Raw genomic sequence first — 23,819 nt, forward strand, 5'->3', positions numbered from 1 at the left:
AGCAGGATGAAATTCAGTGAACAATGGCTGCGTGGCTGGGTTAGCCCGCAGGTAGATCGCGACGAGCTGGTTGCTCGTCTGTCGATGGCTGGCCTTGAGGTCGATAGCGTGACCCCGGCTGCCGGTGTTTTCAGCGGCGTGGTGGTGGGCGAGGTGCTGAGCACTGAGCAACACCCTGATGCCGACAAGTTGCGCGTGTGCCAGGTGAGCAATGGCGCGGAAACTTTCCAGGTCGTGTGCGGTGCGCCCAACGTGCGTCCGGGCCTGAAGATTCCTTTCGCCATGATTGGCGCTGAACTGCCAGGCGATTTCAAGATCAAGAAAGCCAAGCTGCGTGGCGTCGAATCCAACGGCATGCTCTGCTCGCAAGCCGAGCTGCAGATCGGTGAAGGCAATGACGGCCTGATGGAGCTGCCGGCCGATGCGCCGGTGGGCGAAGACTTCCGTGTGTACCTGGATCTGGAAGACGCCAGCATCGAGGTCGACCTGACCCCGAACCGCGGCGACTGCCTGTCCCTGGCCGGTCTGGCCCGTGAAGTCGGCGCACTGTACGACGCGCCGGTTACTCGTCCGGTCGTGATGACCGTTCCAGCCGTGCACGACGAAGTGCGTTCGGTAGACGTGCTGGCGCCAGCCGCGTGCCCACGTTACCTGGGTCGCGTTATCCGTAACGTCGATCTGTCCCGGCCAACGCCGCTGTGGATGATTGAGCGTCTGCGTCGCGCTGACGTGCGCAGCATCGACGCTGCCGTCGACATCACCAACTACGTGATGCTCGAGTTGGGTCAGCCGCTGCACGCCTTCGATCTCGCCGAAATCAATGGCGGGATCCGTGTGCGCATGGCGGAAGAGGGCGAGAAGCTGGTGCTGCTCGACGGTCAGGAAGTCAGCCTGCGTAGCGATACGCTGGTGATCGCTGACCACTCCCGCGCCCTGGCGATTGCCGGTGTGATGGGCGGCGAGCACAGCGGTGTGTCCGCGACGACTCGCGACGTATTCCTGGAAAGTGCGTTCTTCGACCAGATCGCTGTTGCTGGCAAGGCCCGTTCCTATGGCCTGCACACCGATGCGTCACACCGCTACGAGCGTGGCGTCGACTGGCAACTGGCCCGTGAAGCCATGGAGCGCGCCACTGGCCTGCTGCTGGACATCACTGGCGGCGAAGCCGGCCCGATCATCGAGACTGTCAGCGAGCAGCACCTGCCGTCGATCGCGCCGATCACCCTGCGTTCCCAGCGCATCAGCCAGATGCTTGGTATGGAAATGGATTCGGCCCAGGTCGAGCGTTTGCTCGGCGGCCTGGGTCTTGGTATTACTGCCGACGGTGAAGGCCAGTGGCGCGTAGAAGTACCAAGCCACCGCTTCGACATCAGCCTGGAAGTCGATCTGATCGAAGAGCTGGCCCGTCTGTACGGCTACAACCGTCTGCCGGTTCGTTACCCGCAAGCGCGTCTGGCGCCACAAGCCAAAGCTGAAGCGCGTAGCGATCTGCCGGAACTGCGTCGTCTGCTGGTAGCGCGTGGTTATCAGGAAGCGATCACTTACAGCTTCATCGATCCTCGTCAGTTCGAACTGTTCAATCCGGGCGTCGAGCCGCTGTTGCTGGCCAATCCGATCTCCAATGACATGGCTGCCATGCGCTCGTCTTTGTGGCCGGGTCTGGTTAAAGCGCTGCAGCACAACCTCAACCGTCAGCAGGATCGCGTGCGACTCTTCGAAAGCGGTCTGCGCTTCGTTGGGCAGCTTGAAGGTCTGAAGCAAGAGCCGATGCTGTCTGGCGTGGTTTGCGGCAGCCGTCTGCCGGAAGGCTGGGCACAAGGTCGCGATACCGTCGATTTCTTCGACGTCAAGGCTGACGTGGAAGCGGTGCTGGGCTTCGCCGGTGCACTGGATTCGTTCACTTTCGCTCCGGGCAAACACCCGGCGCTGCACCCGGGTCAAACCGCGCGCATCGAGCGAGAAGGGCGTGAAGTCGGTTTCATCGGCGCCATTCACCCGGAATTGTCGAAGGCGCTGGGTCTGGACCGTCCAGTCTTCGTTTTCGAGCTGGTTCTGGCTGAAGTGGCACTCGGTAAAATGCCGAAATTCCATGAGTTGTCGCGCTTTCCTGAAGTGCGTCGTGACCTTGCACTGATTGCGCACAAAGACGTCGCGTCCGCAGCCGTACTGGACGTAATCCGTGAAAATGCAGGCGAATGGCTCACAGATCTCAGGCTGTTTGACGTGTATCAGGGTAAAGGTATTGATCCTGATAGAAAAAGCCTTGCAGTTGGCTTGACCTGGCAGCATCCATCGCGCACTCTTAATGACGATGAGGTGAATTCGACGACGCAAAATATCCTCACCTCGCTCGAACAAAGGTTGAACGCCACGTTAAGGAAGTGACGTATGGGGGCTTTGACGAAAGCTGAGATGGCGGAACGTCTGTATGAAGAGCTGGGCCTGAACAAGCGGGAAGCCAAGGAATTGGTCGAACTGTTTTTCGAGGAAATCAGGCACGCTCTTGAAGACAACGAGCAGGTCAAATTGTCCGGTTTCGGCAATTTCGACCTTCGGGACAAACGCCAGCGGCCTGGCCGCAACCCGAAAACGGGGGAAGAAATCCCGATCACGGCTCGCCGTGTGGTCACCTTTCGTCCAGGGCAGAAGTTGAAGGCCCGAGTTGAGGCTTATGCTGGAACCAAGTCATAACGACGAACTACCCGTCATCCCGGGCAAACGCTACTTCACCATCGGTGAAGTCAGCGAGCTGTGTGCCGTAAAGCCACATGTGCTGCGCTACTGGGAGCAGGAGTTTCCTCAACTCAACCCCGTCAAACGCCGCGGAAACCGCCGGTATTATCAGCGCCAGGACGTGCTGATGATCCGGCAGATCCGCGCGCTTCTTTACGATCAAGGTTTCACCATCGGCGGCGCACGCTTGCGTCTGTCCGGTGATGAAGCCAAAGACGACACGACCCAATACAAGCAGATGATTCGGCAGATGATTGCCGAGTTGGAAGATGTACTGGTGGTTCTCAAGAAATAAAAAGCAGCGTTTGAATACTTCCAGTTTTCAAACGCTTGCGCTATATTCTTGAGCGTTCTTCGAGATGAAGAACGAGTTGCAAAACCAGTCGGGGCGTAGCGCAGTCCGGTAGCGCACTAGCATGGGGTGCTAGGGGTCGAGTGTTCGAATCACTCCGTCCCGACCATTATTCCTGAGTAAAATCAGACACTTAAGCCGATCATCTAGATCGGTTTTTTTGTGCCTGCGCAAAACCCGCGCAAAACTTGCGCAAAACTACCCGATGATTTCGCTGATATTGAGGTCTGGAATTGCTTCCGACCAGACAATCTCGGCGTGGTCCTTCTGATAGTTCTTGGTCATGGTTTCGCTGGCGTGGCCGGCGATCGTCTGACCGTCCTTTCCTGCTTTCTTGTATAGGTGCAGCGACAGCGCCCGCACTTCATGGAAGCCCGGCATTTCCTCTTCCTTCCATCCTTTGTAACAACCCGCCGCTTCCCGGGCCTCCTTGAAGGCTCGCGTCAAATATCGCTCTTCGACCTGAGTCCAGTGGTCCTTCGTCTGCGCCTGCTTCTGTTTTTTGCGGTCTGGCCGGCGGTGGATCAGGTAAGGTGAGACGATGTCATCCCGGCACCGGCTGATTACCGCCTGGAGTTCTTCGGTCACTTTGAACCGGATCCACGCCGCATCACTGGCTTTGGCCGTCTTCTGCTGCACCACATACAAAAAACCTTCCCGAACACCATCGAATCGCATATTCAAGATGTCCGTCCGGCGCTGTGCGGTGATCAGTGCCAAGTCGATAGCGTTCTGCAGCCAGAACGGCGACTTCTTCCGGATGGCTTTCAGGCCTTCGATGGTATGGCGCTTGCGTTGCTTCTTCTCGATCCGGTTGATGGTGCTGGCCGCTGGGTTGTCTGGGCAAAGGCCTTTGGCCGCTGCGTGGTTGAAGATGTCGATCAGCAGGGCGCGGCACTGGTTGGCAGTGCGCGGCGTGAGGGCATCCAGCATCTCGGCGATCATGCGGATCGTGATCTGGTCGACCGCTTTGCCTTCGAACTGTTTCCGGAAGCGCCGGAAGTGCACGGCGTAAAGGCCCAAGGTCCCTTTTGCCAGTTCCCGTGGCGGCAGCACGTCGCGCTCGTATGTGTCCAGGAAGCCGGCGAACAATTCCGACGTGCTGCCCATCACGGCACCGATCAGGTCGGCGCCGCGCATGAACTCCAGATTCAACTGCTTCGCGGCATCGATCGCTTTGATTCGGTCGGAGCCGAACTGGAACCACTTACCGTCGGTAGGCCGGCGGTAGCGATAAGTCGAGCGCCGCGAATCGAAATACAGGTTCTGCGGGAGGCTCTTATTCGCCTTGTTGCGCGGCCGTGGGACCATCATGCAGCTCCTTTCAATACCATCGTGACCAGGTCGTTGCCTTCCGACTTGCTGAACGCCGTCCAATCGACGTACCAGAGTTTTCCAATCTGCTCACCGGGCACCTGACCGTTACGGATGTAGTTGCGGATTGCTTGGGGGCACGGGGGAGTGCCGTTTGCGCCCCATCGCCGACGTTGAAATTCGCTGATCTTGATCAATTCTCGATTCATTGATTACCTCGGAAGCATCCGCGACGGATCGGCTGACATCATGATGGATTAGGCGGTTGCCAACTGGGCGCGGCGGAGAGGGAAGGCCTCTCCCTCCCACGGTCCCGGCTTCCCGCGTATCACGCCATACTGTTTGTAACGCTGAGGTCTTTTGCTGGAGAACAGCTTCTCACAAGCTTCAAACAGGGCTTTCTCCCCCTTGAGAGCGATCAGCTCTTGCCCTGCAATTGACCCCACCTGAACCCATCCCGACTTGTCGCGACCATAGTTCTCAGTCTTGAACAGCCGGTAACGATTTCGGTGCCCAGTACTGGGAGAGGAGGTCTCAGTGTTCAGGTAGAAATGGATCCCATCCCGGTGAGTGCGAAGGATTGTTTTAGCCATTGTGCAACTCCGGTTTGGTTACGGAACGAAGGTTCAGCAGCTTGATGCCGCACGCTTTAGCCAACTCCTGCAGATCCTGTACGGTGGTCTGATCTCGCTTCATTGCCATTCCCAGATCTATCAGGCGCTGGCCGAACTCTGCAAATTCGCTTGCTTGGCTCTGTGTTTGATTCGTCATGGTCTGTCTTCTCAGTTGTTGTAGCCAAAAATGCACTTTCTCCAGACGAGCAAATGCCTGCCGCGTTTGTTGGCGTTCGCGCAGGATGATCAGAGCTCTAGGTTGTCGTGTGGCAAAGGAGATGCAGACAGAGATTAGCAAAAGCTAAAACAAAACTCAATGCGAGTTGCTAAATGTTATCTGAGATTCGCTTTCCCGGTTCAGGCCGAGCCAGTTGCCACTCGTGGTGGCGATTTAATGGTGCTAGATTTCGGCCACTGTATGTCGCTCGGCCTCGGCTTGAATAATCAGGTTTGGATCTGGTGACGACGAAGGCCGTAGGCGAGTGCTCCACTAGTACTCGATCCTGCACGGGTAGGGTGTCCAAGGAAGAACCTATGATTACGAATGATGAAGTGTACGAACTGGCCACGAAGATTTATCTAAAGGGAAATGCATCCTTGCAGGCTGCGCTAGCGGCGCTGGACCCCAATGAAGCTGATGCCCTAGGAATTACTGACGAGCAGCAGCGCGATCAGTTTTTACAACTGGCACTCCAAGCCGCCGCTGCCGATCGTGGTCTTCTTCCTTGGGCGTATATGCTGACTCTCGTAGAGACAAGTGGAGTCGACGTTCGGCACTTTCGTGAAAAGGCAGCTCGCGAAGAAGCTGAAGCCCTCGGATTGGATAAGCTGATCTAGCTTCTGAAAGAAACTTGACGACCGTATGGATAAAGCGGCGCGTGGAATAGACGAATGACCTCATGGCGAACCCTGGGTTTCTGGGGCAAGGTTTCGGCCTGTGTTTGGATGGTGTTCCTGGTGGTGATCGCTAGCGAATCAGGCGTTAGTTGGATGGATGGAGGTTCTTCCGGCCGTAAGCGCGTTTTCAGTCCTGGCTTTCTCGTGCTGTGCGTTTTTGTCGCTGTGGTAGAGCTCATACTACTTGACCACTTGTACGGCGCATGATTGTGATGGGGGGGGGGGGCGAACGGTTTATCCGAACCATGCGGGGATCTTCCTCGGCGCCGATCCGGCGTTGCCCGGTGGGGAAGTAGCAACGTTCGGCCCTGGTTCTTTCCTGCTGCACCACCTGTACGGCAGGCCGTCGGATGTAAACGTTTTCGGCGGCTCATGGCTTGACAGCACTGCGCTTGTGTACAGGATGGACGCTAAAGGTAAACTGTGCCAAATGTAGACCCAACTATTCACGTTGAGACGTTGAGCTTCAGATGACGAGAGACGAATTATTGATAGAGGAGGCAGCCTTCGAATTTGCAAGGCTTAATAGATCCGCTCTCGCCAGACGGATTGCCGACACCAACATTTTCCCACCAGAAGACTATCCGATCACCGTTTTTATGGCAGGCTCACCAGGTGCGGGAAAGACGGAGATCTCCAAAGCGCTCGTGGAAATCATTGAGGAAGGCGATAACGATGTTCAGGCCAGAAGGGTCCTGCGCATAGATCCAGACGACTTTCGAGTTTTAATACCAGGATACAATGGTAGCAATTCTTTTTTATTCCAAAGAGCCGTTACGAAAATTCTTGAAAAAGTGCTAGATCGAGCTTTTGAAAAGCGTATCTCCTTTATTCTTGATGGCACGCTGGCCAACATAAATGTAGCAAGACGTAATATTGACCGAGTATTGGGCAATCGCCTAGCCGCCCAAATTATGTATGTTTATCAACGACCTGAGTTGGCGTGGAAATTTGTTAGGGCTAGGGAAATTACAGAGGGGCGGAACATCCCAATGGATGAGTTCGTCAAACAGTACTTGGCAGCCAGAAGGAACATTGTCGAGATAAGGCGTTCCTATGGGGAAAGCTTGATCGTCAATTTGCTCGTCAAAAACACTGATGGCACTGATGGAGCGTACGAAGGCGACGTTACGGCGGACCAGATTGACGATCTGATACCTGAGACCTATGATCACATTGAGCTTATAGAGCTCTTAACTGAGGCAGAGAAAAATGAGTGCAGCTAAGACCGGAAAATCCAGTCCATTGGCTGAATTTTTCTGCAAAGCTTCCCCCGAGACCAAGCGGGACGTATTCACAGTGGCGATGACTAAAGCAATCGCTTCTCAACGTGACGTGCTGGATAAGGCGGAAGCTATCAAAATGGCGCGAAAGACCGAGAACGCGTCCGGTTGAAAGTACGTTGTGTAAAAAGCCCGGCCCAGCGCCGGGCTTCTTGTTTCTGTGATCCTGTGTTCCGCCCTCGAGCCGCTCAGTCGTCTCAGAGAACTTCACGCCAGCCTTTCGCACTAGCTGGCGCCACTCTTCAGCAGTGATTAGCCCCTCCTGTTCCATCGTGTCAGCCATTTTCAGCAGCTCGTCATACTGTTCCTCGGCGGCCATTCGCATTTCTGGCTCCTCCAGCAACTTGCGCCAGGCGGCTAGGGCTTGTTTTTCTCTTCTTCTCTCATGGCGATTCACCTAATGGAGTGTGAATCGGTAGAGCTCATCCGAAGCAGGAGGGTTCAGTTGCGGTGATTGACGCCCGTCTTAACCTAATCGCGCAGACTATGGCAAAGAGGGCAAAACGGCTAAGAGCTCATCCAGCGTCGCCTTGTCCCGATCAAAGTAAGCACCGCCGGCGTTTGTGACAGGGAACTGGAGGTCGCCAATCTCGACGACGTCTGCAACGGAAAATAGTGGGATCAGCTCAAACCCTTTCGCTTCTCTGATCTCGATCCGCCACGACTCATCATCCTCGGCTATCATCGCCGAAAAGACCTCCGCATCCTCCCGTGTACTGAAGAGCTGCAGCAACTCGATCGACCAGGATTTCCCATGGTCGCGATATCTCACGATGTCAGGCTCTCCATCGCTCAGAAGGTAATAGGCGCTCTTTTGTCCGAGTAGTTGAGCGTCGGGATGATTGGGGCCTCTCCGAATGATCCAAGCGCCGTTGGGGCCTTTGGCACTGATATGCGGGATCAGCGCGAACTGCTCGATCGTCGGCTCATCGTCAAACGGGTGATACGGTAGGGCTGGCCTGCCGAGGTGTAAGACAGTGGCGCCGCATCTCAATCTTCCTCGATGAGTCTCTGACGCGTCCCAATATCCGAAAAGTGAGTACCTGGCCATCAACCGAATGATCGCGGGCATTAGCGTCTGGGATTTTTTACCCATCATGGGCGAGACCCGTATGAGCCTACGGTCACGTTCGCTTAGCGCAGAGGTGTCGATGGGCTCGAGATCCTTCTGAGTGATCTGTACAAAGTCCCACGCGATGATTCCGTCTCTCTCCTGTACCACAAGCTGCTGAAGTCGCTCAGGGGCCATGTAGAGTTGTTCCGCTCGCAAGGGAATAGAGTCCGTCTCTCGTTCAGCGCGGCCGGCGCCTGGGTCCGGAGTGATCGAATTGATCGGCGCTCTCCAATCACACCCAGGACTGTTCCAGATCTGAACGGCGTTCTCGAACACGATACCAGCGGTGCTGCTCTCCGGCGTTCCAAAGTAATAGCGAACGTATTGAGGCGTGCCGAAGAATGTCTTTGTCATGGAGGTAGTCGAGGGATGGGTTCCCTCAACTACCTTGTATTCGAGGACGAGATCTAAGTCTCCGCATGTCACGGCGCCGCGGGCGTAGGAGCCCACCACCCACAAAGAGGTGATCTCAACCAGGGAAGTCGCCGGCCTGTTGAGGAAGTTTTTGTAGGCGATCGAGCGGACTGATGCCTCGTCCAGCCTCTGGCAGATTCGCTCCAGCTTCTTGGTAAATGACTCGCGGGGATAGCGCTTTTCGAGTGCGGGCATGCTAGTAACTTGGTTGTGTGGTGAGTAATTAACCCTATCACCATCAGACGTCTCGCTGCCATTAGCAGCTGGTAAAGGATTTCTGGGCGCAAGATAGCATGCGATACACTTATAATTATTCGTTTGCTCTAATTTAGCAATTCGTACTAAGGATTTTTGCATGGGCTCCTATTTGCTCAGCTATATATATTGACTCATACAGCGAAATGGAAATTGCCATGTCAATAATCGTAACGTTGGATATGTATTCTGGGAGGCAGAATCCGTCATGGGAGTTGTCTGAGGCAGATGCCAAAAAATTTATGAAGATGATGTCTAAAAGGAAAGAAATATCAACCACCACATCTCCAGGTTCGTTAGGCAGGCTTGGCTATCGCGGTTTGGTCGTGACGCATGCAACCACGCCTGTTGCCTCTGGAACTATGCAGTTTAGAGTGTTCGACGGTATTGTGGAGCCTGCAAGCCTTGCAGTACCTAATCTGATTGATAACGATAGTGAGGTCGAAGCATTTCTGATTGATGCGGCTGGGACCGCTTTAAGCTCAGATGAAATAGGCTTTATAAAGGGTGAAGTGGAAAAAAACGTAAAAGGCGGTGTTGCGAATAGTTTTCTGCAGTTTGAGATGTTGGCAGCACCGCCGTTTGATCCAACAAAGTGGAACAGCTCAGATGCGATAAGATTGCATAATAATTGTTATAACTATGCAAATGACAAGATCACCAACACATTTGCGCAACCAGGAAAAGGAAGCGGACAGGAAGGGCCCTATCCTCCAACGTGTCCGGGTACCGGCCAGGCAGCAGTACGGGATGGTCAAATTGTCGTAAAAAATCCTGACGTGTCTCCAGCCGAGGGGCAGATCATTGCCTTGGTCGTCTCTTCAACACCGGGCTTTTTCGACTACCACTGGTATCGGCGTGACTCGAATGGAATGTGGTCGCATAAGCCTGGACAAACCCCGGCGAAAAATACAGACAACTCTGGGAGGACAATATCTAACCCAGAAACCTGTGATCGTGGCCCCTACAATTTATTCTGTGGTTATTTCAATAGCATTCCTTCAAAAACTACGATTCGGTGACATTTCCTCATCCAGATCAGCCCGCCGTCGCGGGCTTTTCTGTGACCCCGCTTTTTTTCCTGTGCAGGCCTTCGATGCTTCTGGTGTGATAGCCAGTTCATCGATTAGGCGTATTCAATTTTCGCCTCCTTCTTTCGCTCCGCGCCCCGTGTTGAATGAATAGATCCTAATCTTGTCGATTCAGACCTCATGCCCGCTTATCAATACTGGCTTTGGGAGCATCTAGCTCGTTCTCGACTATTACATTTTGCTAACTGGCGATAGACTGGATGCTATCGAAATCGGAAGAGCCGAAGGGGCTGAGGTTAGGAGAATGGGTGCGTCTGACTTTTTGGATCGGATTTTTGAGAAATTTGTTTGTGTTACTGATTTGCTTGTAAGTGTTTCCTTCTCGGATGAAAAAAACGTGTTGTCCTTGCAAGAGGCCGCTCAGGTTGTACTTGGCTGTTTTCAGTCAGTGAATAGTTTGCTAGTCCCGCAGAAGCTGGATGCGACGGGTTTGCCTATAGATGATGACTCTAAATATGCTGTGAGTTTGCTCGAAAAAATAGCCGGCTCCTCAGACTACCGAGAACAGAGCTTAGGTCGATTTAGCGATGGTTTCTTTTTAGTGGCAGATGAGAGCTTGCGTTATGGGTTTAAGAACAATGTTTGGGATCTACTGAGTCGTAGTGGAATAGAGAATAGCTGGAGGATTAATCCAAAGGTTGGCGATCGTAAGCTTTCTATTCTTGCAAGTGTGTGGAAGGCGACGCCTAGAGAGATTAGTCTGCTTTTGGAGACTTACAATTATAAGCGTCCTGTCATTATTAAAAGTTTGCGAGAAGGATTTAATAATGATCGTATTACGTTAATAGATGAGGGCGATAGGCCAGATGTTCTTGGAATTGATCAGCAGATAAATTTGTTTGAAGTGGTAGGGTGGTTTGAAAATAATAATATTAAATGGCCTATTCCAGAAGTAGTTGATGTAGCGTCGCGTCGTTACGGTGGGATTGTAGGCTTAACAGCTGTAGATGAGGCTCGTCTTAAAGTTGTTGAGCGCAGATTGACTCAACTCGAGAACGAAAACCTTGCTTTGGTTGATGAGAACAATGATCTGAAGGTGTTGCTTGAGATCCAACAGCAGTCGAATTTGGCCTTTAAAACCGAAAGTGCAGGCGAGAGGTTCCCTTACTCAACCAAATTGCTTTCAGCAATGAAGCTCGCAGCGGAGCATTTCTGGATGGATTTCGACGCTGATCGGCCACCCCTTCAAAAACAGGTCAGAGCCTTTATCGCGGAGCGTGCGGGTATTCCGAATGACCGTAAGGCCGCGGAGCTTGCCGGGGCTATCAAGCCTGACGGTCAGCCAGACATTTGATGCCATATGACATAGTGACATGCCAGCATGTCACTACTTTCATCGCCTCTGCTCGTGCGGCATTCTTTCTCCCATGCACTGGGGTTCAAGTGAAAGAGACTACATAAGCCACTGATACCCCATTTCTCTTCAGAAGATGGCGTTCAGCTCGCGTGAAATGACTGATGAGTTCGGCGGTGGTGGGATTCAATACTAACGTGCGCTTTTCTGGCGTCACTTATTAGCAGGTCAAAATGATACGACGATTACATCACCGCCCCAGGAAATCTCATAGCCGGCACTCGTTAATTCCTGTTCGATCCCTCCGAAGATCTCATCACGCTCGTCCGAGGTCATGGAGTCCAGGTTGTACCCGACTAGCTCTACTGTTGTGCTGCTGAGCCCTCGAGAGACTGCTTCGTTGAGATCTTCCAGTAGTACTTCTCGGAGTGTTTGAGAGAGGTTGCGGCGAGCTTTCGCGGATAGCTCCTTCGCTCTGCTGGCTGGTAATAATTCAGGAACCGGCATCGCTTCAAAGACGCTGTCTTCGAGGCGAGCGATTATCTCCGCATTTAGGGAACGTTTTGCCTCTCTAGCAGCGTCTTCGATTTTTTCTCGGAGATCTGGAGGCATGCGTAATTTGAACTGCGAATCTTCTCTACTCATGCGGCAGATGATGGACCACGGTGGTGTTGACAGCAATAGGACCACCGTGGTTCTATGGTCTTGCGGACCACGGTGGTCCGTAAGGGGGGTGGCAAAATTGCGTAGCCAATATCAGTTGAAGGTTCGGCTTCCCGCTGAGCTGAAGCAGTGGCTTGAGACGGAGGCGCTATCTAATCGACGCTCTAAATCCGCAGAGATTGTATTTAGGCTGACGAAAGAGAAGTCGCGGTTGGAAGAGGTGAATGCCTTAAACGAAAAAGCCCCGGCGTTTGCAGACGCCGAGGCTCAGATGTGATTAATTTCGAGGTCAACCACATGAAACAGAATACGGCATCACAGGAAAAACTCAATGCTGGCGCCGTCAAGGTGCCACTCACCGTTGAGAACTCATTCGTTAGCTGTAATGTCGAGAGACAGGAGTTGTTTGCGGTGCGCCCAGGAATTCCTGCCGTGGATGCGCTTAACCAGGCGTCCTGCATTCTCTACAGCGTGAGGGAGTCGCTGTGTGAGGCCGGGATGCAAACGCTGGTCATATCTCCAAGCCAAGCATGGTTGCTCCACATGGCGGTCGAGTCAGCCAAAGCGGTTATTGACGCTGTGGGTGAAGGCCTGGAGAAGCTCGCATGAACAATTCCTTAAGCCAACATGGGTATCCAGCCGGCGCAGCGTCACATTTTCAGATTCACCAGCATGTGTCGCGGACTATGTCTTCCATTGATATTTCCGAGCTTGTCGGGTCGCGCCACGATAGCGTGAAGCGCACCATCGAACGCCTTCAGGAGAAGGGGGTTGTGAGCTTTACACCGTCGGTGGAAACCTCACACGAAGGTGCAGGCGCGCGGCCCGTGGAAGTTTACTTGGTCAACAAGCGCGACAGCTTCATTATCGTCGCCCAGCTATGCCCAGAGTTCACGGCTCGCCTGGTCGATCGCTGGCAGGAGCTGGAAGAGCACCTTGTAAAACCTGACTACTCTGCAGCCCTTAGCGATCCCCGTACGCTCCTTGCATTGCTCACTGAAAACGTTACGAAGGTCGTCGCGTTAGAGGCGAACAACACTGAACTGATCAAGGAGAACCACCTGTTGGAGGTGAAAGTGGAGCAGGACGCTCCGAAGGTGGCATTCCACGACATGGTCACGGTGTCGCACAAGACGTACAACGCAGCCCAGGCAGCAAAGATCATTGGTACCGGCCGTACGCGCCTGCTGCAGTTCATGCGCCAGAAGGGGTGGGTGACGAGGAGTAATGAGCCTTACCAAGCGAAGATCGAAGCGGGCCTGCTTGATGTGAAACTGGGTACGTTCGAGCATCCTTTAGAGGGCACAGTCCCAACCTGTTCAACGCTGATCACCGGAAAGGGGCTCACCAAGCTTCAGGCCATGTGGCTGAGCAGGGAAGAGGACTTGCTTTCCTAGAAGTGAAGAGAGCCCGGCCTAGCGCCGGGCTTTTACTTTCTGGTCTCATGACTTTTCAGAGTTCGCCTTCTCGAGCAGGCCGGCGATACCTTCAAGTAATATCAGATCTGACTCCCTGAGCTTTCCCTTCGCCGCGGCGCGGGCCAGTTTGTCGATGATGGCAATCGATTTAGCTGAGGCGGTCCCAAGCATCGCCTGATAGGCAGGGGATTGTTCCCGGACGACTTCAAAGCGGGCGAACTCACCCTCAATCACGTTGGAGCCGTAGCCTGCCGGGTTGACCAGTACGCCAGGCGCCAAGCCGATTTTCTGCTCAAGGTTCAACGCCGCTTTCTCGCCCAAACCTCGATGACCATTGAGAATCTGTGACAGATAGGAAGCGTCCAAATCGTGCTGTTCGGCAAATTCTTTTTGGCTGAGTTGGCCGATTACGCGCCGCAGCGCTTCGACCCTAAGAGTTTTCATATCCATAGACGAATAATGGTCTCGATTTAGCAGTTGGTAAATTACAAATAGCTGTTGCTGAATAAATTAGCAATGTGTAATCTGAAGCTCTTTCGGAGATCACCATGACGCTACTCGAACTCATCCGCTCCTTGGAGCCGGCGCAACTGGATGCTCTAGCGGAGCGAAGCGGTACAAGCGTTGGCAACCTCAAACAGATTGCTTACGGATACCGACTCGCAGGACCTGGCCTGGCGATCAATCTTGATCGCGAGTCGGGGAGGGCGGTGACGTGTGAAGAACTGCGTCCTGATATCGACTGGGCTTATCTGCGCAATTCACCTACCAGCTCCGAGCAATCTGCCGCCTGATCCGATGAGCAAAGTTTCGCTCATCGACAAGACGTGCCGCCACGACAACAACGAAGGGGTTTCCCGAGATGGAACAGGTACATCGCGCAATTCATGAAGCAGTGCTTGATGCGGGTCCTAAGCAACTGGCGCACCTGATGGGCATGAGCCACACCGCGTTGCTCAACCGCAGTAACCCAAATGACGATTCGCACCGACTGAACCTGGAGCAGTTCCTACAGATTCTGGTGCACAGCAAGAACCCTGAACCATTGCAGCTACTTGCGGGGGCTTTGGGTTACGAGTTGGTACCCCAGGTGAAGCCTGAAGGGGTCAGCTTGGTGCAAGCGTTGGTGAACTTGGCAGCAGAGTCTGGCGACGTTTCTCGCGCTGTCCACGATGCCCTGGCGGATGGTCGTGTGACCCAAATTGAGAAGGCAGGAATCCAGAAGGAAATCGGCCATGTGCGCGAGAGCTTGCTGGTTTTGGAGGAGTCCGTGAGGGCCGCGTGAAGAGGCTGTCAGGACAGGGCTTGCATTATTTCAAACGGGTGGATGATGAGATTCGCCCGGGTCAGAAAGCAATAAACCCGGCTGGAACCGGGCTTATCAAATCGTCCTGTGCAACCAGGACAACACATCTCACAGAGGTACTAATCATGGCACACGCAATCCGTAGTGAACAAGTCAGTTCGAATGTGCATGCATTCCCTCGTTCTCAGGTACGAGATTCTGAAGTTACGTTGTACGAAGCCAAAAAAGGGAGTGCGCTGCATGGTTTGACCGAAGAGCAACGCATCGCGGTCGCGGAGCTCATCCAGGCCGAGCGGAAGCATGCGGTTAGATGGTGGACATTTCTCAACGAAATGCGCGCGCGTGGCTCGTTGCCAGATTGGGTCAAGAATCAAGGTGTCGGTACCGGCCCTGAGTACGATCGTTATCGGGGGGATTGTGAGGCTGTAAACCTGGAACTCTACGGAACCCGGCGAGTGCATGCCGCGGGTGGTTATTGCAGCGTGGAGTTCGACGCATGAGCCTGCCAAATATTCCCATGACACCGAGGGCCGATTCATCGGGCTCGGCACACATCGTAGGCCGGGAGAAAACTAAATGAGGTCTCTCCTTAAGTCGCCTGTGGAACCCACCACGCCCTGCAAGATAGCTGGACCTTGGCCTGTCTATACCAGCTTCCGAAATCTCCCTGAGCGTGATCGCTGGGTGCTTTACGGAAGTGCCAAGGCGTATAGACAGGCCTTGGAAGATCAGGGGTTCATCATGGCTGAGTCTTACGACGCTTTCATCAAGCGTGTGACCAACGAGTTGGAGCTCTGAACTATGAGCATCATTCGCGCCCCTCGCCCAGAGGGGAACTTCTACCTGTTGAGCAAAAGCATCAGTGAGGACCGACGATTGAGTTGGGGCGCTCGCGGCATGTTGGTGTTTCTGCTGGGTAAGCCTGACCACTGGAAAGTCTCTCCGGCACATCTGCGCGGCGAGACAGCGGCATCTGCAAAACCCACTGGCCGGGATGGGATCTACGGGCTCCTGGACGAGTTGATTAACGCCGGTTACGTGCGTCGAGAGCAGTCACGGAGCGAGGCCGGCGTACTCGGTGAAGTGAACTATTTGGTCTCGGAAACACCGCTTCCGGATTTACCGTATCCGGCTGAACCGCATACGGCTCGACCGCATACGGCAAATCCGACACTAGTAAGTATTGAAGGTAAGCAAGGACTGAATGAAGCAGTAAAGACTGAAAAATCTGCAGGCGAACCGAATCTGATGGAGGCCTTCGAGCAGTTCTGGAAGCTGTACCCAAACAAGGCAAGCAAGAAGGACGCTCGTAAGGCTTGGGAGAGATTGAAGCCAAATGCCGAGCTTCAGCAAACCATGTTGACCGCATTGGCCCAGCATCGACTTTCCCGAGATTGGTTGAAGGATGACGGTCAGTACATTCCCCATGGTTCCCGTTGGATTAACGGAGAGAAGTGGAACGACGTACTGAAAACCGCAGGCACGAGCTCAATTTCGGCTTACCACGGTCTGCCAAGCCATACGCAGGAGCTATACCCGGAGGTGAAGAATGGCGCGAACTTCTAATTTTTGCCGGCAGCCTTGTGTCCGCTTTTTTGATCTCGAATGTCCGGTGCATGGCTCGGTGAGCAGTTCCGAAATTGAGCAGTTCGACGGCTCTGTTTTGCCACGGGGCTGCAAGCATTGCCACTGGGAGGCTCTGCACACTGCTCCGAAGTCGACGGAGGCACACATCCTGGCGAGAGGTAGGAAGAAAGCCGAAGACCTAAACAGGCTGCTTGTAGGCTCTGGTATCTCCCCACGTTTCAAAGGGTGCACCTTCGACACCTACAGGACCGCTGAAGGAGGGGCTGGTATGGCCAAAGCTCTAGGTGCCTGTAAAAACTATGTTGCCCAATTTACCGACAACTATGCCGCCGGCCGTTCACTTGTCCTTTCCGGCAATGTCGGTAACGGGAAAACCCATCTTGCTTGCGCGATGGTCCAGGCAGTCATCCGTGAGCATGGAGCTCAAGCGGTAATCGTCACCGCAGCTGAGATCATCCGCGTCTTCAAGAGAGCGATGGATCGCAGCTCCGAGTATTCGGACAAAGATGTCCTCGACGAGCTGGCGAGTTTCGACTTGCTGGTGATTGATGAAATTGGTGCTCAAAGCGGCAGCGCATATGAACTAGGTGTTCTTCATGAGGTGATCGATCGCCGTTACCAGCTTGTCTTGCCAACTGTCGTGGTTTCCAACTTGGCTGCTGCGGATCTAGCTCGTTACATCGGAGACCGAGCGCTCGACCGCCTGCGCCAGGCCGGCGGGAAGGCTATTGGTTTCAACTGGGCATCCGCGCGAGGTGCTGTATGACACGAGAACTGTTTAGCGATGAGGCGGAGCACGCTTTGTTGGGCGCTATGATGTTGGACTCCGACTTATTCGACTCCATTACAGCCCAAGTGCAGGTGTCGGACTTCCATGACCCAGAGAATGCTGCGCTGTTCCAGACGATGATTGGCTGTCACGCGGCAGGATGTCCCGTCGACCCTGTAACGCTGCATGACTTCGCCGAATATTTGCCAAGCGGCACCCGCACCATGGCATATGCGGGCGAGCTCGCCCGCAACACGCCCAGCACCGCCAACTGGAAGGCTTACGCCAAGGTTGTAACAGAGCGGGCCGTGCTGCGCCGCCTTGTGGATGCTGCTGACGCGGTGCGCGAACTAGCAACCGAGAATCGACCGGTTGCCGAGATCATAGCCAACGCCCAGCAGGCAATGGCCGATCTGCGCGACCTGCAAACCGGTGAACCGGACTTTAAGCGGATGGATGAGGTGGTAGCGCGCAACGTTGACACCATCGACGCAAAGTTCAACAAAACGGTGCAGTCAGGTTTGTCTACCGGGTTGGTGGATCTGGACAAGCTCATCCGCGGCCTGCGGAAAAAGACCGTCACCATAGTGGCCGGGCTGCCAGGGAGCGGTAAAACCACGCTCGGCCTGCAGATAGCCCAGCACATCGCCTGCAGCGGTGCCGGAGTCGGCATGGTGTTCTCGTTGGAAATGCCGGAGGAAGAGCTGGGCAACCGCGCGCTCGCGTCAATTGGCGGCATCGACCTGCGAAAACTCGATGACGGACAGCTGCAGGACGATGACTGGCCGCGCCTGACCTCGGCGGTTAGCAAGATCCTTGATGTTCCGCTGTTCGTTTCCGACAAATCTGGGCTGACGGTGGCGCGCATCCGCAGCATTGCTCGCCAGGTGCAGCGCGCTCATGGACTCGACGTGGTGGTGATCGATTACATCGGACTGATCGGCTCCAATGGCAAGGCGTTCAACCGCACTTCGGAGCTGGGAAAAATCTCGACCGGCATCGTGAACATTGCCAAGGAGCTGGAGGTGCCTGTGATCCTGCTGGCGCAACTGAACCGCAACTCGACGAACCGCCCGGGTAAGAAGCCAATCGCCTCTGACCTGCGTGACTCTGGACAGATCGAGGCGGACGCTCACTGCATCATCCTCGTTCACCGCGACAATGACTCCGAAGAGGGGCAGAACGGCGTTACCGAATTGATCATGCCCAAATGTAGGCATGCGCCGGTCGGCTCCTGTCTCGTTCAGCAGCAAGGCCAGTACGCCCGTTTCGTTAACTTCGCCGGTAACCGGGAGCCGTCTGACGAAGAGGTCGAGATGAATCGCCCCTTCGCTAGTAAGTACAGGGGAAGTACTCAATGAATGATCGAGTTGCTGCAATGCAGCCGCGCAAGGCTATGAGTGATTTGGAGCGCAAGTTTTTGAAGGTCGCTGGCGAAGAGCTATCCAAGGTTAAGTTGGGTGGTCCGATCGCACTCGCGTATCTGTTGGACATGGTCGCGAGTTGGCATGGCAGCCGAGCACAGATTGGTTTCCATGACTTCGGCCAGCGGTGGCTGATCGAAGGTAATGCCAAGAACAAACCTGCTGACCGGTTACTGCGTGACCTATTTGGCCTAAGTGATCCGGACCCGAGGAAGGCTGCATGAAAAAACGAACGTACATCGGTAAGCCCTTGGGAGATACCGAGTGGATGCTGGAGCAGTGGGGCTTTTGGCGAATGGACGGGATGGGCGTGCCAAGCTACATATCGCCGCTCTACGCACTGATCCGTGACAACACACCGTGCGAGGGTGGGGTGAAGGAGTACTCAATGACCGATGATCTGGCTCTCGTGTTGGACGGGGCAGTCGCCCGTCTGACGATACGCGATCAGCAGATGGGAAATTTCATCTGGTTGTACTTTGGCGCGAAGTGGCCAGCTTTGAGGATTGGCAGGGAAAATGGCATAGGCGAGGCGAAGGCTCGTGAAGTCATTAAGGCCGGAGTAGCATGGATCGATTGCGCTTTAGAGACGATTCGCGAGGCTGCGTAGGCCTGAGCTAATAGGAGGAAATCATTTCAAGATATCCTCCTATGCAATTTGGACGGGCGAAGCTCACAACGTTATGGGGGCTGTCAGTTTCAAAGAATAGGAGGAAGCACCTTAAACCGGGCAATCAATAAATCATCCACGCCTGTGGACATACGGTGCCAGCTCTTTTTCGAAGTTATCCGGCATTGGATATCTAGCGACTGACCTACATGGCGATCCAGAATCGTCATCACCAGCTTAGAAGTATCACAGGATCCGACTAGCCCCTTGGTGGATGACCATGCGATCGAGTAGCTCTCTGGATCGTATGCTGGATCTACCTCTAACTCTAAGGTCAACGTATCTCCCGGGCGAAGGTGGTGATTTGGATTGGTCAAATAAGAAATGGATAAGGCGGCGTCTTGACCGCGCATAATCTGGCCACGCGTGAAGGTTTGTCCAAATGAATCGGTGATCCGAAGTATCAATGGCACGTCATATTCTTGCTGCATATTTTGACCTTTGTAGTGCTCTCGGAGTGATTCAATAACGTCATTGCTGTAGCAGATGATTTGTTCAGCAGCCCGAGCGCTGATTGCGTTTGCGTGCGCGAGATTATTGCGCGGTGACTGTATTCTGCCGAGGAAAGTTCTGGCTTCTTCTCTGCCGTCAGGAAAGGCATGAGAGAGAGGCGTCCTAAAGTGAATTTTGTAAAGATCTGGTTTGCATAGGATTTCGATTGCATCGTCGAGTAGGACGGCATCGATCTTTCGGGGATATCTCGACGGTTCACGAAGCTGACGCTCTACGACTTGGTGGGCAAGTGCATGTTTTATTAAACGATTGCCTTTTGCGTCCTCATAAGAAAAGTAATCTCCGTAGACCGGAGTGAGGGTGTCATCGATCAGGCGTCGAAGCCAATGTTCAAGAGATTCGATTTTCTGCTTACAGATGGAGCGGATATCGGAGTCGGGGAGTGACGAGAGCAATATGGTCATTGGCTGGTTACGGAGTTGGTGAGTCGAAGCGCTGTACGCGCTGTGATGAGGAGTAGAGAGGAATCACCCCGTAAAATAATTCTTTCCTCGCGGATAAACACCTGTTTTCATGGCACAGTATTTAGCTTTTTAAGTGCGACGCAACAGACAAAGCTCGAAAGGATTCAAATCGTGGAATACACCGCACCTACTCTAGCCGCCGAATTGAAGCGTCAGATGATCAGGCAGTTGCCGTCCAGGCCGCTGACCGGTGGCGGATTTCATCATTTTGAACTCAGAGCATCGGTCATTGCTGAAGTCAGCGCTGAAGTGTCCTATGAAGCGTTTGAGACAGTGTTGCTGGATTTGAGCGCAGAATGCCCGGAGTGGGAGATAGAGCTTGAGGGTAGCCATGACAACCTGAAGGCGACCTTCACGAGATAATTCGTGCATTTTGCTGCAGCTTGCGATGTCAAACGGTGCTAATGTCCGCTAGGTTGAACCTGACACAGAGAATGCATGGAGGTGTCTATGGAGACTGTCGCAGATTTTGAAAACCAATTGCTCCTGGCGATCAGTCGATCTACTGAGCATGGCCCCGTGGGTATTGCCATTGAGCGTAACCCTGCGCCAAATGCTAAAGAGCACTGGCATCGTCTGAAATCATGCTTGAACGATTTGGTTGAGCGCGGACTTCTCAAAGCCTTTACATGTTCGCTTTCTCACTCACTTAGGCATGACGTCACTCGATCTGGGTGGATGCACCTGCGAGTGTTACGCAAGCGCAAAAGACTTCCGTAGGATCGCTGTATCATAAGCCCAGCCATCGTGCTGGGCTTTTTATTTGGTGCTTCAACCTTAAACGCATTTAGTGAGATACTGGCATTTCGCCATTAATCAAGAGATGCTCATGAGCAATTTGATGTTTGTTGTAGACGTTTTCGTATCGTGTTTTCACCAGATTCCAACAGCAATCGTGGCAGGGCTAGCCACCTTCGCGGCCCTATGGTGCCGAAAACAGTCATATGAGAATCAGACCGCATGGACAATTGGCCTTGTGGTCGTGCTCTGTCTTTGGGCGATTTTCCCACAGGGTTATCACCTAATCTCACCGCCTGACGTAGAGCATCACCTTGGAGGCGGTCTTGCTCCGCAAGCACCGAATTACAGTGCAATGCTCGTTGCAGATGTGATCATGACTATCGTGGGGTGGGTTATCGCAAAAATCGTCTGGGATCGAAACAACTAAGCACTCGCCATGGCTATGCCAAGGGACTGCAGGCTGTCGATCTCTCGTTTCCATGATTCGAAAACCCGGCTAGATGCTGGGTTTTTATGCCTCAAATTTACCGCAGCTAGGGCGGCCTCACGGAGGCCTGGACGTCGATAGTCGGGTAGTGCGAAGCACTGAATCAACGCCGGCAGCCCGCGCACCCTGATCTCAAACTTGCTTTCGGGGTGGCGCGTGACTGGATCAGCGAGATCGATGCATAGGGGCGTCGACGTTGAGAAGGCCTTTGGCGGACAGCTCGGAAAGACGAGCGCACCTATTCAGGGCCTCTGCATTCGCAGGGGCTTTTTGTTTTCGGCTCCCCACACCCATTGCTCCGAGCTGGGAGTGCAGCTGGGGCTGACTTACTTCAAGGCCTCCGTTACGGAGACTATAGAACCGTCCTCGAGGGATCTCCTGTCTTGCTCCGATCGAACAATCCGCATGTTCTTAGGCGCGTTGACTCCTAGAGATACGGTGTCGCCTTCGACCTTGATCACTTTGATTTGGATTTCGTCGCCGATGTATAGGCGTTTATTGGGCGCTCTGGTTACGACTAGCAATGGGTATCCCTTCTGAATTGGCTCCTTTATCCGCGGGATTAATCGCATGAGTTCCGCGCAAAAGATGTAAGACTTGTCTGGTTGTTCTGCCGAAAAGCCTTATTTAATCCTTCACTCCCTGACCGGGAGAACAACAAGACATGGAGCGACGATGGATCCTACTGACCTCGGCCCAGGCACAGCTACCTGGCTGGGCGGTAGTGCCACGGTGATACTCGGCGGGCTGCTGTGGTTGCGGAAATTCCTCTCGAAGGATGCCGCAGACCGGGCAATGGACAACGCCGATATCGGCACCGTCCGCCGCCTCAATGAACTGCTCGATTCGGAGCGCACCGCCCGAAAGGAAGCGGAGGCTCGTGCCGATCAGTTCGCAAAAGAGCGCAACGACCTGGCTGCTTCGGTTGGCCGCATGGAAGGGAAGATTGAAGCGTTGACCAGTCAGGTCGCCCAGCTCACGGAGCGAGTGACCCTGCAGAGCGACGAGATCACCCGTCTGCGGAACAAGCTCGGAGGTGCTGTGTGATGGACAGATGCGCGATGGAATTCATTGCTCGCCGCTGGTGGCGCCGGGCAGAAGTTTGGGCGATCGCCATTGTGCTGGTCGCCGGCGGTTCGGTGCTGGGGTATCAGGCCTGCTACTGGTCGCTTGCCGAGAAGCAGGCGAAGCAGGTCGAGGAGATCCGTAGCGCGTACGCCACCGCCATGAATGAGCGTGACCAGCGTTTGGACGAATTGACCCGGAAGACTGGAACGGCCGCCGAGAAGGCATCGAAGGCCGCAACCACTGCCACTCAGGCGGCGGACAAGGCGCTTGAAGCGGTTGATCGGGTAAGTCAGTAAGTCGCGACACGTTTCGCGAATCAGCAAATTGTGTCGCGACACTGGAGAGGGGCATGACCAACGTAACTCGCCTGCGCCACGCGCTGCCGTTTAGCCAGGACATCAACAAGGTACTGACCGAGCTGGATAGCGCGATCGCCAAGGCAATCGACGCTGCCAAGGCTGCCGGACTTCCTCAGGGCCTGATCGTCGCCGAGCTGCACGGACACGCCCACGCTCAGACCCATAACATGGTGAAGGCATGACCGCAGACATTCACGACATCGCTGACCATCGCCCGCACCTGACGGTGACGGCTGATAACGGCGTCCACGTGCTGCCTTGTTACCTGGTGCGATCAGTGATCGCCGGCGACAAGCCATCGGCCGTCCTGACTGAGCCAGTGCTGCGCCGGATCATCGAAGAGTGGTTCCAGAAGGTGACCGCATGACTGCAAAGCTCGTTGAGTTCAAGCGTGAGGGTTGGCGCGACGCCGCCGAGACGCTACGCAAGATTGCTGATGACCTCGATGCCGGTGTGCACCCGGAGTGCACTGTAGGCGCGCTGACCCTCATGAGGCCGAAAGGCGAAGTGACGGTGTTCGGGCTGGGACCCAAGTGCGACGACCTGCAGTGCTTGGGTGCAATGCGCTTGGGTGAGCAGAAGCTGATTGATGTGCTGCTAGATGGCGGGGAAGGGTAGGCATGTTGTAGGTGAAGGCGCAGCTAGCCATTCATTTTGACTGCCAATAGAGCGCGATCCTCTGGGAGCGGTTGGAGTACGCCCGGACTTGAACCTGAGCACAGGTACAGGAAGTACCGGCCGTGCTGGTCGCGCAAAATTCGATAGACCTCCGCCGGTCGCTGCCTGCTAGGTGCTTGGCTCCTGTTCGTGAGGAGATCGTAGGCATTGATTTGCATGCGCTCCAAGGCTCCTTTGAAATCAGTTTCAACTTTTGTCTTCCATTGCCGCGCCTGGCGGATCTTGACGAATCCACAAAACGAAATGAATAACACCAAGACGACCAGCGCGACAACCTTCAATCCCTGCTCCATGCGCTCGCTCCTATCCAC

At 54.3% G+C, this 23,819-nt stretch carries 36 protein-coding genes, 1 tRNA gene and 1 pseudogene; 28 read left to right on the forward strand and 10 right to left on the reverse strand.

Going from position 1 to position 23,819, the window contains the following annotated elements; genetic code table 11:
* Nucleotides 1–6: 6 nt before the first annotated feature.
* The 4 genes from pheT (at nucleotide 7) to P3G59_RS10540 (ending at nucleotide 3,194) form a co-directional block, all read left to right on the forward strand.
* Nucleotides 7–2,385 (forward strand): phenylalanine--tRNA ligase subunit beta, encoded by a 2,379-nt coding sequence (pheT, locus tag P3G59_RS10525; protein WP_277761459.1) that lies wholly within the window; start codon nucleotides 7–9, stop codon nucleotides 2,383–2,385.
* Between the two features lie 3 nt (nucleotides 2,386–2,388).
* A complete protein-coding gene (gene ihfA, locus P3G59_RS10530) occupies nucleotides 2,389–2,691 on the forward strand; it encodes an integration host factor subunit alpha (protein WP_002553164.1) in 303 nt (100 codons plus the stop codon).
* Nucleotides 2,672–3,028 (forward strand): MerR family transcriptional regulator, encoded by a 357-nt coding sequence (locus P3G59_RS10535; RefSeq protein WP_003179985.1) that lies wholly within the window; start codon nucleotides 2,672–2,674, stop codon nucleotides 3,026–3,028. The genes ihfA and P3G59_RS10535 overlap by 20 nt, the downstream gene beginning before the upstream one ends.
* An 89-nt stretch (nucleotides 3,029–3,117) precedes the next feature.
* Nucleotides 3,118–3,194, forward strand: a tRNA-Pro gene (locus P3G59_RS10540).
* Between the two features lie 89 nt (nucleotides 3,195–3,283).
* On the opposite strand, the gene P3G59_RS10545 is transcribed toward P3G59_RS10540, so the two are convergent.
* The 4 genes from P3G59_RS10545 to P3G59_RS10560 are packed head-to-tail and all read right to left on the reverse strand — an operon-like array spanning nucleotide 3,284 to nucleotide 5,170.
* Nucleotides 3,284–4,396: a tyrosine-type recombinase/integrase gene (locus P3G59_RS10545; protein ID WP_277762132.1), complete on the reverse strand. Its 1,113-nt coding sequence runs from the start codon at nucleotides 4,394–4,396 to the stop codon at nucleotides 3,284–3,286.
* Nucleotides 4,396–4,608, reverse strand: a complete 213-nt coding sequence (locus P3G59_RS10550; protein WP_277761460.1) for a hypothetical protein — start codon at nucleotides 4,606–4,608, stop codon at nucleotides 4,396–4,398. The genes P3G59_RS10545 and P3G59_RS10550 overlap by 1 nt, the downstream gene beginning before the upstream one ends.
* A 48-nt stretch (nucleotides 4,609–4,656) precedes the next feature.
* The gene (locus tag P3G59_RS10555) at nucleotides 4,657–4,992 is read right to left on the reverse strand and encodes a hypothetical protein (RefSeq protein ID WP_277761461.1); all 336 of its coding nucleotides are present in this window, start codon (nucleotides 4,990–4,992) and stop codon (nucleotides 4,657–4,659) included.
* A complete protein-coding gene (locus tag P3G59_RS10560) occupies nucleotides 4,985–5,170 on the reverse strand; it encodes a hypothetical protein (protein ID WP_277761462.1) in 186 nt (61 codons plus the stop codon). Before P3G59_RS10560 ends, P3G59_RS10555 begins: the two co-directional genes overlap by 8 nt.
* Nucleotides 5,171–5,547: 377 nt before the next feature.
* On the opposite strand from P3G59_RS10560, the gene P3G59_RS10565 reads away from it, so the two are divergent.
* The 4 genes and pseudogenes from P3G59_RS10565 (at nucleotide 5,548) to P3G59_RS10580 (ending at nucleotide 7,136) form a co-directional block, all read left to right on the forward strand.
* Entirely contained in the window at nucleotides 5,548–5,850 is a 303-nt protein-coding gene (locus tag P3G59_RS10565; protein WP_277761463.1) for a DUF6388 family protein, read from the forward strand.
* A 54-nt stretch (nucleotides 5,851–5,904) separates the two neighbouring features.
* Nucleotides 5,905–6,117, forward strand: coding sequence for a hypothetical protein (locus P3G59_RS10570; RefSeq protein ID WP_277761464.1), 213 nt, complete (start codon nucleotides 5,905–5,907; stop codon nucleotides 6,115–6,117).
* Between the two features lie 16 nt (nucleotides 6,118–6,133).
* Nucleotides 6,134–6,346 (forward strand): annotated as a pseudogene (locus P3G59_RS10575) (phage tail protein); the annotation flags it as partial.
* A 34-nt stretch (nucleotides 6,347–6,380) separates the two neighbouring features.
* A complete protein-coding gene (locus P3G59_RS10580) occupies nucleotides 6,381–7,136 on the forward strand; it encodes a zeta toxin family protein (RefSeq protein ID WP_277761465.1) in 756 nt (251 codons plus the stop codon).
* Here the strand turns inward: P3G59_RS10580 and P3G59_RS29465 are convergent.
* The gene (locus P3G59_RS29465) at nucleotides 7,093–7,518 is read right to left on the reverse strand and encodes a hypothetical protein (protein ID WP_347276972.1); all 426 of its coding nucleotides are present in this window, start codon (nucleotides 7,516–7,518) and stop codon (nucleotides 7,093–7,095) included. The two genes, P3G59_RS10580 and P3G59_RS29465, sit on opposite strands and share 44 nt — an antisense overlap.
* Before the next feature lie 159 nt (nucleotides 7,519–7,677).
* Nucleotides 7,678–8,916, reverse strand: a complete 1,239-nt coding sequence (locus P3G59_RS10590) for a hypothetical protein (RefSeq protein ID WP_277761466.1) — start codon at nucleotides 8,914–8,916, stop codon at nucleotides 7,678–7,680.
* A gap of 218 nt (nucleotides 8,917–9,134) precedes the next feature.
* On the opposite strand from P3G59_RS10590, the gene P3G59_RS10595 reads away from it, so the two are divergent.
* Nucleotides 9,135–9,998 carry a hypothetical protein gene (locus P3G59_RS10595; RefSeq protein WP_277761467.1) on the forward strand — a complete coding sequence of 288 codons (864 nt, stop codon included), beginning with the start codon at nucleotides 9,135–9,137 and terminating at the stop codon, nucleotides 9,996–9,998.
* Nucleotides 9,999–10,311: 313 nt separating this feature from the next.
* Nucleotides 10,312–11,361: a hypothetical protein gene (locus P3G59_RS10600; protein ID WP_277761468.1), complete on the forward strand. Its 1,050-nt coding sequence runs from the start codon at nucleotides 10,312–10,314 to the stop codon at nucleotides 11,359–11,361.
* A gap of 228 nt (nucleotides 11,362–11,589) precedes the next feature.
* On the opposite strand, the gene P3G59_RS10605 is transcribed toward P3G59_RS10600, so the two are convergent.
* Nucleotides 11,590–12,006, reverse strand: coding sequence for an Arc family DNA-binding protein (locus P3G59_RS10605; RefSeq protein ID WP_122597666.1), 417 nt, complete (start codon nucleotides 12,004–12,006; stop codon nucleotides 11,590–11,592).
* Between the two features lie 315 nt (nucleotides 12,007–12,321).
* On the opposite strand from P3G59_RS10605, the gene P3G59_RS10610 reads away from it, so the two are divergent.
* Nucleotides 12,322–12,633 carry a DUF3077 domain-containing protein gene (locus P3G59_RS10610; RefSeq protein ID WP_277761469.1) on the forward strand — a complete coding sequence of 104 codons (312 nt, stop codon included), beginning with the start codon at nucleotides 12,322–12,324 and terminating at the stop codon, nucleotides 12,631–12,633.
* On the forward strand, nucleotides 12,630–13,421 hold the full coding sequence (locus tag P3G59_RS10615; RefSeq protein WP_277761470.1) for a phage antirepressor KilAC domain-containing protein: 792 nt from the start codon (nucleotides 12,630–12,632) through the stop codon (nucleotides 13,419–13,421). The genes P3G59_RS10610 and P3G59_RS10615 overlap by 4 nt, the downstream gene beginning before the upstream one ends.
* Before the next feature lie 45 nt (nucleotides 13,422–13,466).
* On the opposite strand, the gene P3G59_RS10620 is transcribed toward P3G59_RS10615, so the two are convergent.
* The gene (locus tag P3G59_RS10620) at nucleotides 13,467–13,892 is read right to left on the reverse strand and encodes a hypothetical protein (RefSeq protein ID WP_277761471.1); all 426 of its coding nucleotides are present in this window, start codon (nucleotides 13,890–13,892) and stop codon (nucleotides 13,467–13,469) included.
* 98 nt (nucleotides 13,893–13,990) lie between these two features.
* On the opposite strand from P3G59_RS10620, the gene P3G59_RS10625 reads away from it, so the two are divergent.
* The 9 genes from P3G59_RS10625 (at nucleotide 13,991) to P3G59_RS10665 (ending at nucleotide 19,138) form a co-directional block, all read left to right on the forward strand.
* Complete coding sequence (locus P3G59_RS10625) at nucleotides 13,991–14,236, forward strand: YdaS family helix-turn-helix protein (protein WP_182400839.1); 246 nt, start codon at nucleotides 13,991–13,993, stop codon at nucleotides 14,234–14,236.
* 68 nt (nucleotides 14,237–14,304) lie between these two features.
* The gene (locus tag P3G59_RS10630; RefSeq protein WP_277761472.1) at nucleotides 14,305–14,727 is read left to right on the forward strand and encodes a phage regulatory CII family protein; all 423 of its coding nucleotides are present in this window, start codon (nucleotides 14,305–14,307) and stop codon (nucleotides 14,725–14,727) included.
* Between the two features lie 20 nt (nucleotides 14,728–14,747).
* Nucleotides 14,748–15,248, forward strand: coding sequence for a hypothetical protein (locus tag P3G59_RS10635; protein WP_277761473.1), 501 nt, complete (start codon nucleotides 14,748–14,750; stop codon nucleotides 15,246–15,248).
* Between the two features lie 76 nt (nucleotides 15,249–15,324).
* Complete coding sequence (locus tag P3G59_RS10640) at nucleotides 15,325–15,546, forward strand: hypothetical protein (protein WP_277761474.1); 222 nt, start codon at nucleotides 15,325–15,327, stop codon at nucleotides 15,544–15,546.
* A gap of 3 nt (nucleotides 15,547–15,549) precedes the next feature.
* A complete protein-coding gene (locus P3G59_RS10645; protein WP_277761475.1) occupies nucleotides 15,550–16,314 on the forward strand; it encodes a hypothetical protein in 765 nt (254 codons plus the stop codon).
* A 289-nt stretch (nucleotides 16,315–16,603) separates the two neighbouring features.
* Nucleotides 16,604–17,101, forward strand: coding sequence for an ATP-binding protein (locus P3G59_RS10650; protein WP_277761476.1), 498 nt, complete (start codon nucleotides 16,604–16,606; stop codon nucleotides 17,099–17,101).
* Complete coding sequence (locus P3G59_RS10655) at nucleotides 17,098–18,465, forward strand: DnaB-like helicase C-terminal domain-containing protein (protein WP_277761477.1); 1,368 nt, start codon at nucleotides 17,098–17,100, stop codon at nucleotides 18,463–18,465. Before P3G59_RS10650 ends, P3G59_RS10655 begins: the two co-directional genes overlap by 4 nt.
* 17 nt (nucleotides 18,466–18,482) lie before the next feature.
* Nucleotides 18,483–18,752, forward strand: a complete 270-nt coding sequence (locus P3G59_RS10660; protein ID WP_277762133.1) for a hypothetical protein — start codon at nucleotides 18,483–18,485, stop codon at nucleotides 18,750–18,752.
* Nucleotides 18,749–19,138 (forward strand): antiterminator Q family protein, encoded by a 390-nt coding sequence (locus P3G59_RS10665; RefSeq protein WP_277761478.1) that lies wholly within the window; start codon nucleotides 18,749–18,751, stop codon nucleotides 19,136–19,138. Before P3G59_RS10660 ends, P3G59_RS10665 begins: the two co-directional genes overlap by 4 nt.
* Before the next feature lie 89 nt (nucleotides 19,139–19,227).
* Here P3G59_RS10665 and P3G59_RS10670 read toward each other — a convergent pair whose 3' ends face one another.
* Nucleotides 19,228–20,115, reverse strand: coding sequence for a hypothetical protein (locus tag P3G59_RS10670; RefSeq protein WP_277761479.1), 888 nt, complete (start codon nucleotides 20,113–20,115; stop codon nucleotides 19,228–19,230).
* Between the two features lie 171 nt (nucleotides 20,116–20,286).
* Here P3G59_RS10670 and P3G59_RS10675 point away from each other — a divergent pair, with 171 nt between their 5' ends.
* The 7 genes from P3G59_RS10675 (at nucleotide 20,287) to P3G59_RS10705 (ending at nucleotide 23,448) form a co-directional block, all read left to right on the forward strand.
* Nucleotides 20,287–20,538: a hypothetical protein gene (locus tag P3G59_RS10675; protein WP_277761480.1), complete on the forward strand. Its 252-nt coding sequence runs from the start codon at nucleotides 20,287–20,289 to the stop codon at nucleotides 20,536–20,538.
* A gap of 466 nt (nucleotides 20,539–21,004) precedes the next feature.
* A complete protein-coding gene (locus tag P3G59_RS10680) occupies nucleotides 21,005–21,343 on the forward strand; it encodes a hypothetical protein (RefSeq protein ID WP_277761481.1) in 339 nt (112 codons plus the stop codon).
* A 735-nt stretch (nucleotides 21,344–22,078) separates the two neighbouring features.
* Nucleotides 22,079–22,450, forward strand: a complete 372-nt coding sequence (locus tag P3G59_RS10685; protein WP_121183968.1) for a chemotaxis protein — start codon at nucleotides 22,079–22,081, stop codon at nucleotides 22,448–22,450.
* Nucleotides 22,450–22,767, forward strand: a complete 318-nt coding sequence (locus P3G59_RS10690; RefSeq protein ID WP_277761482.1) for a hypothetical protein — start codon at nucleotides 22,450–22,452, stop codon at nucleotides 22,765–22,767. The genes P3G59_RS10685 and P3G59_RS10690 overlap by 1 nt, the downstream gene beginning before the upstream one ends.
* Nucleotides 22,768–22,820: 53 nt before the next feature.
* A complete protein-coding gene (locus P3G59_RS10695) occupies nucleotides 22,821–23,012 on the forward strand; it encodes a hypothetical protein (RefSeq protein WP_277761483.1) in 192 nt (63 codons plus the stop codon).
* Entirely contained in the window at nucleotides 23,009–23,197 is a 189-nt protein-coding gene (locus tag P3G59_RS10700) for a hypothetical protein (protein ID WP_277761484.1), read from the forward strand. Before P3G59_RS10695 ends, P3G59_RS10700 begins: the two co-directional genes overlap by 4 nt.
* On the forward strand, nucleotides 23,194–23,448 hold the full coding sequence (locus P3G59_RS10705) for a hypothetical protein (RefSeq protein WP_277761485.1): 255 nt from the start codon (nucleotides 23,194–23,196) through the stop codon (nucleotides 23,446–23,448). Before P3G59_RS10700 ends, P3G59_RS10705 begins: the two co-directional genes overlap by 4 nt.
* 23 nt (nucleotides 23,449–23,471) lie before the next feature.
* Here P3G59_RS10705 and P3G59_RS10710 read toward each other — a convergent pair whose 3' ends face one another.
* A complete protein-coding gene (locus P3G59_RS10710; protein WP_277761486.1) occupies nucleotides 23,472–23,801 on the reverse strand; it encodes a hypothetical protein in 330 nt (109 codons plus the stop codon).
* Between the last annotated feature and the right edge of the window lie 18 nt (nucleotides 23,802–23,819).

The sequence above is a fragment of the Pseudomonas sp. A34-9 genome, from assembly GCF_029543085.1.
Classification (GTDB): domain Bacteria; phylum Pseudomonadota; class Gammaproteobacteria; order Pseudomonadales; family Pseudomonadaceae; genus Aquipseudomonas.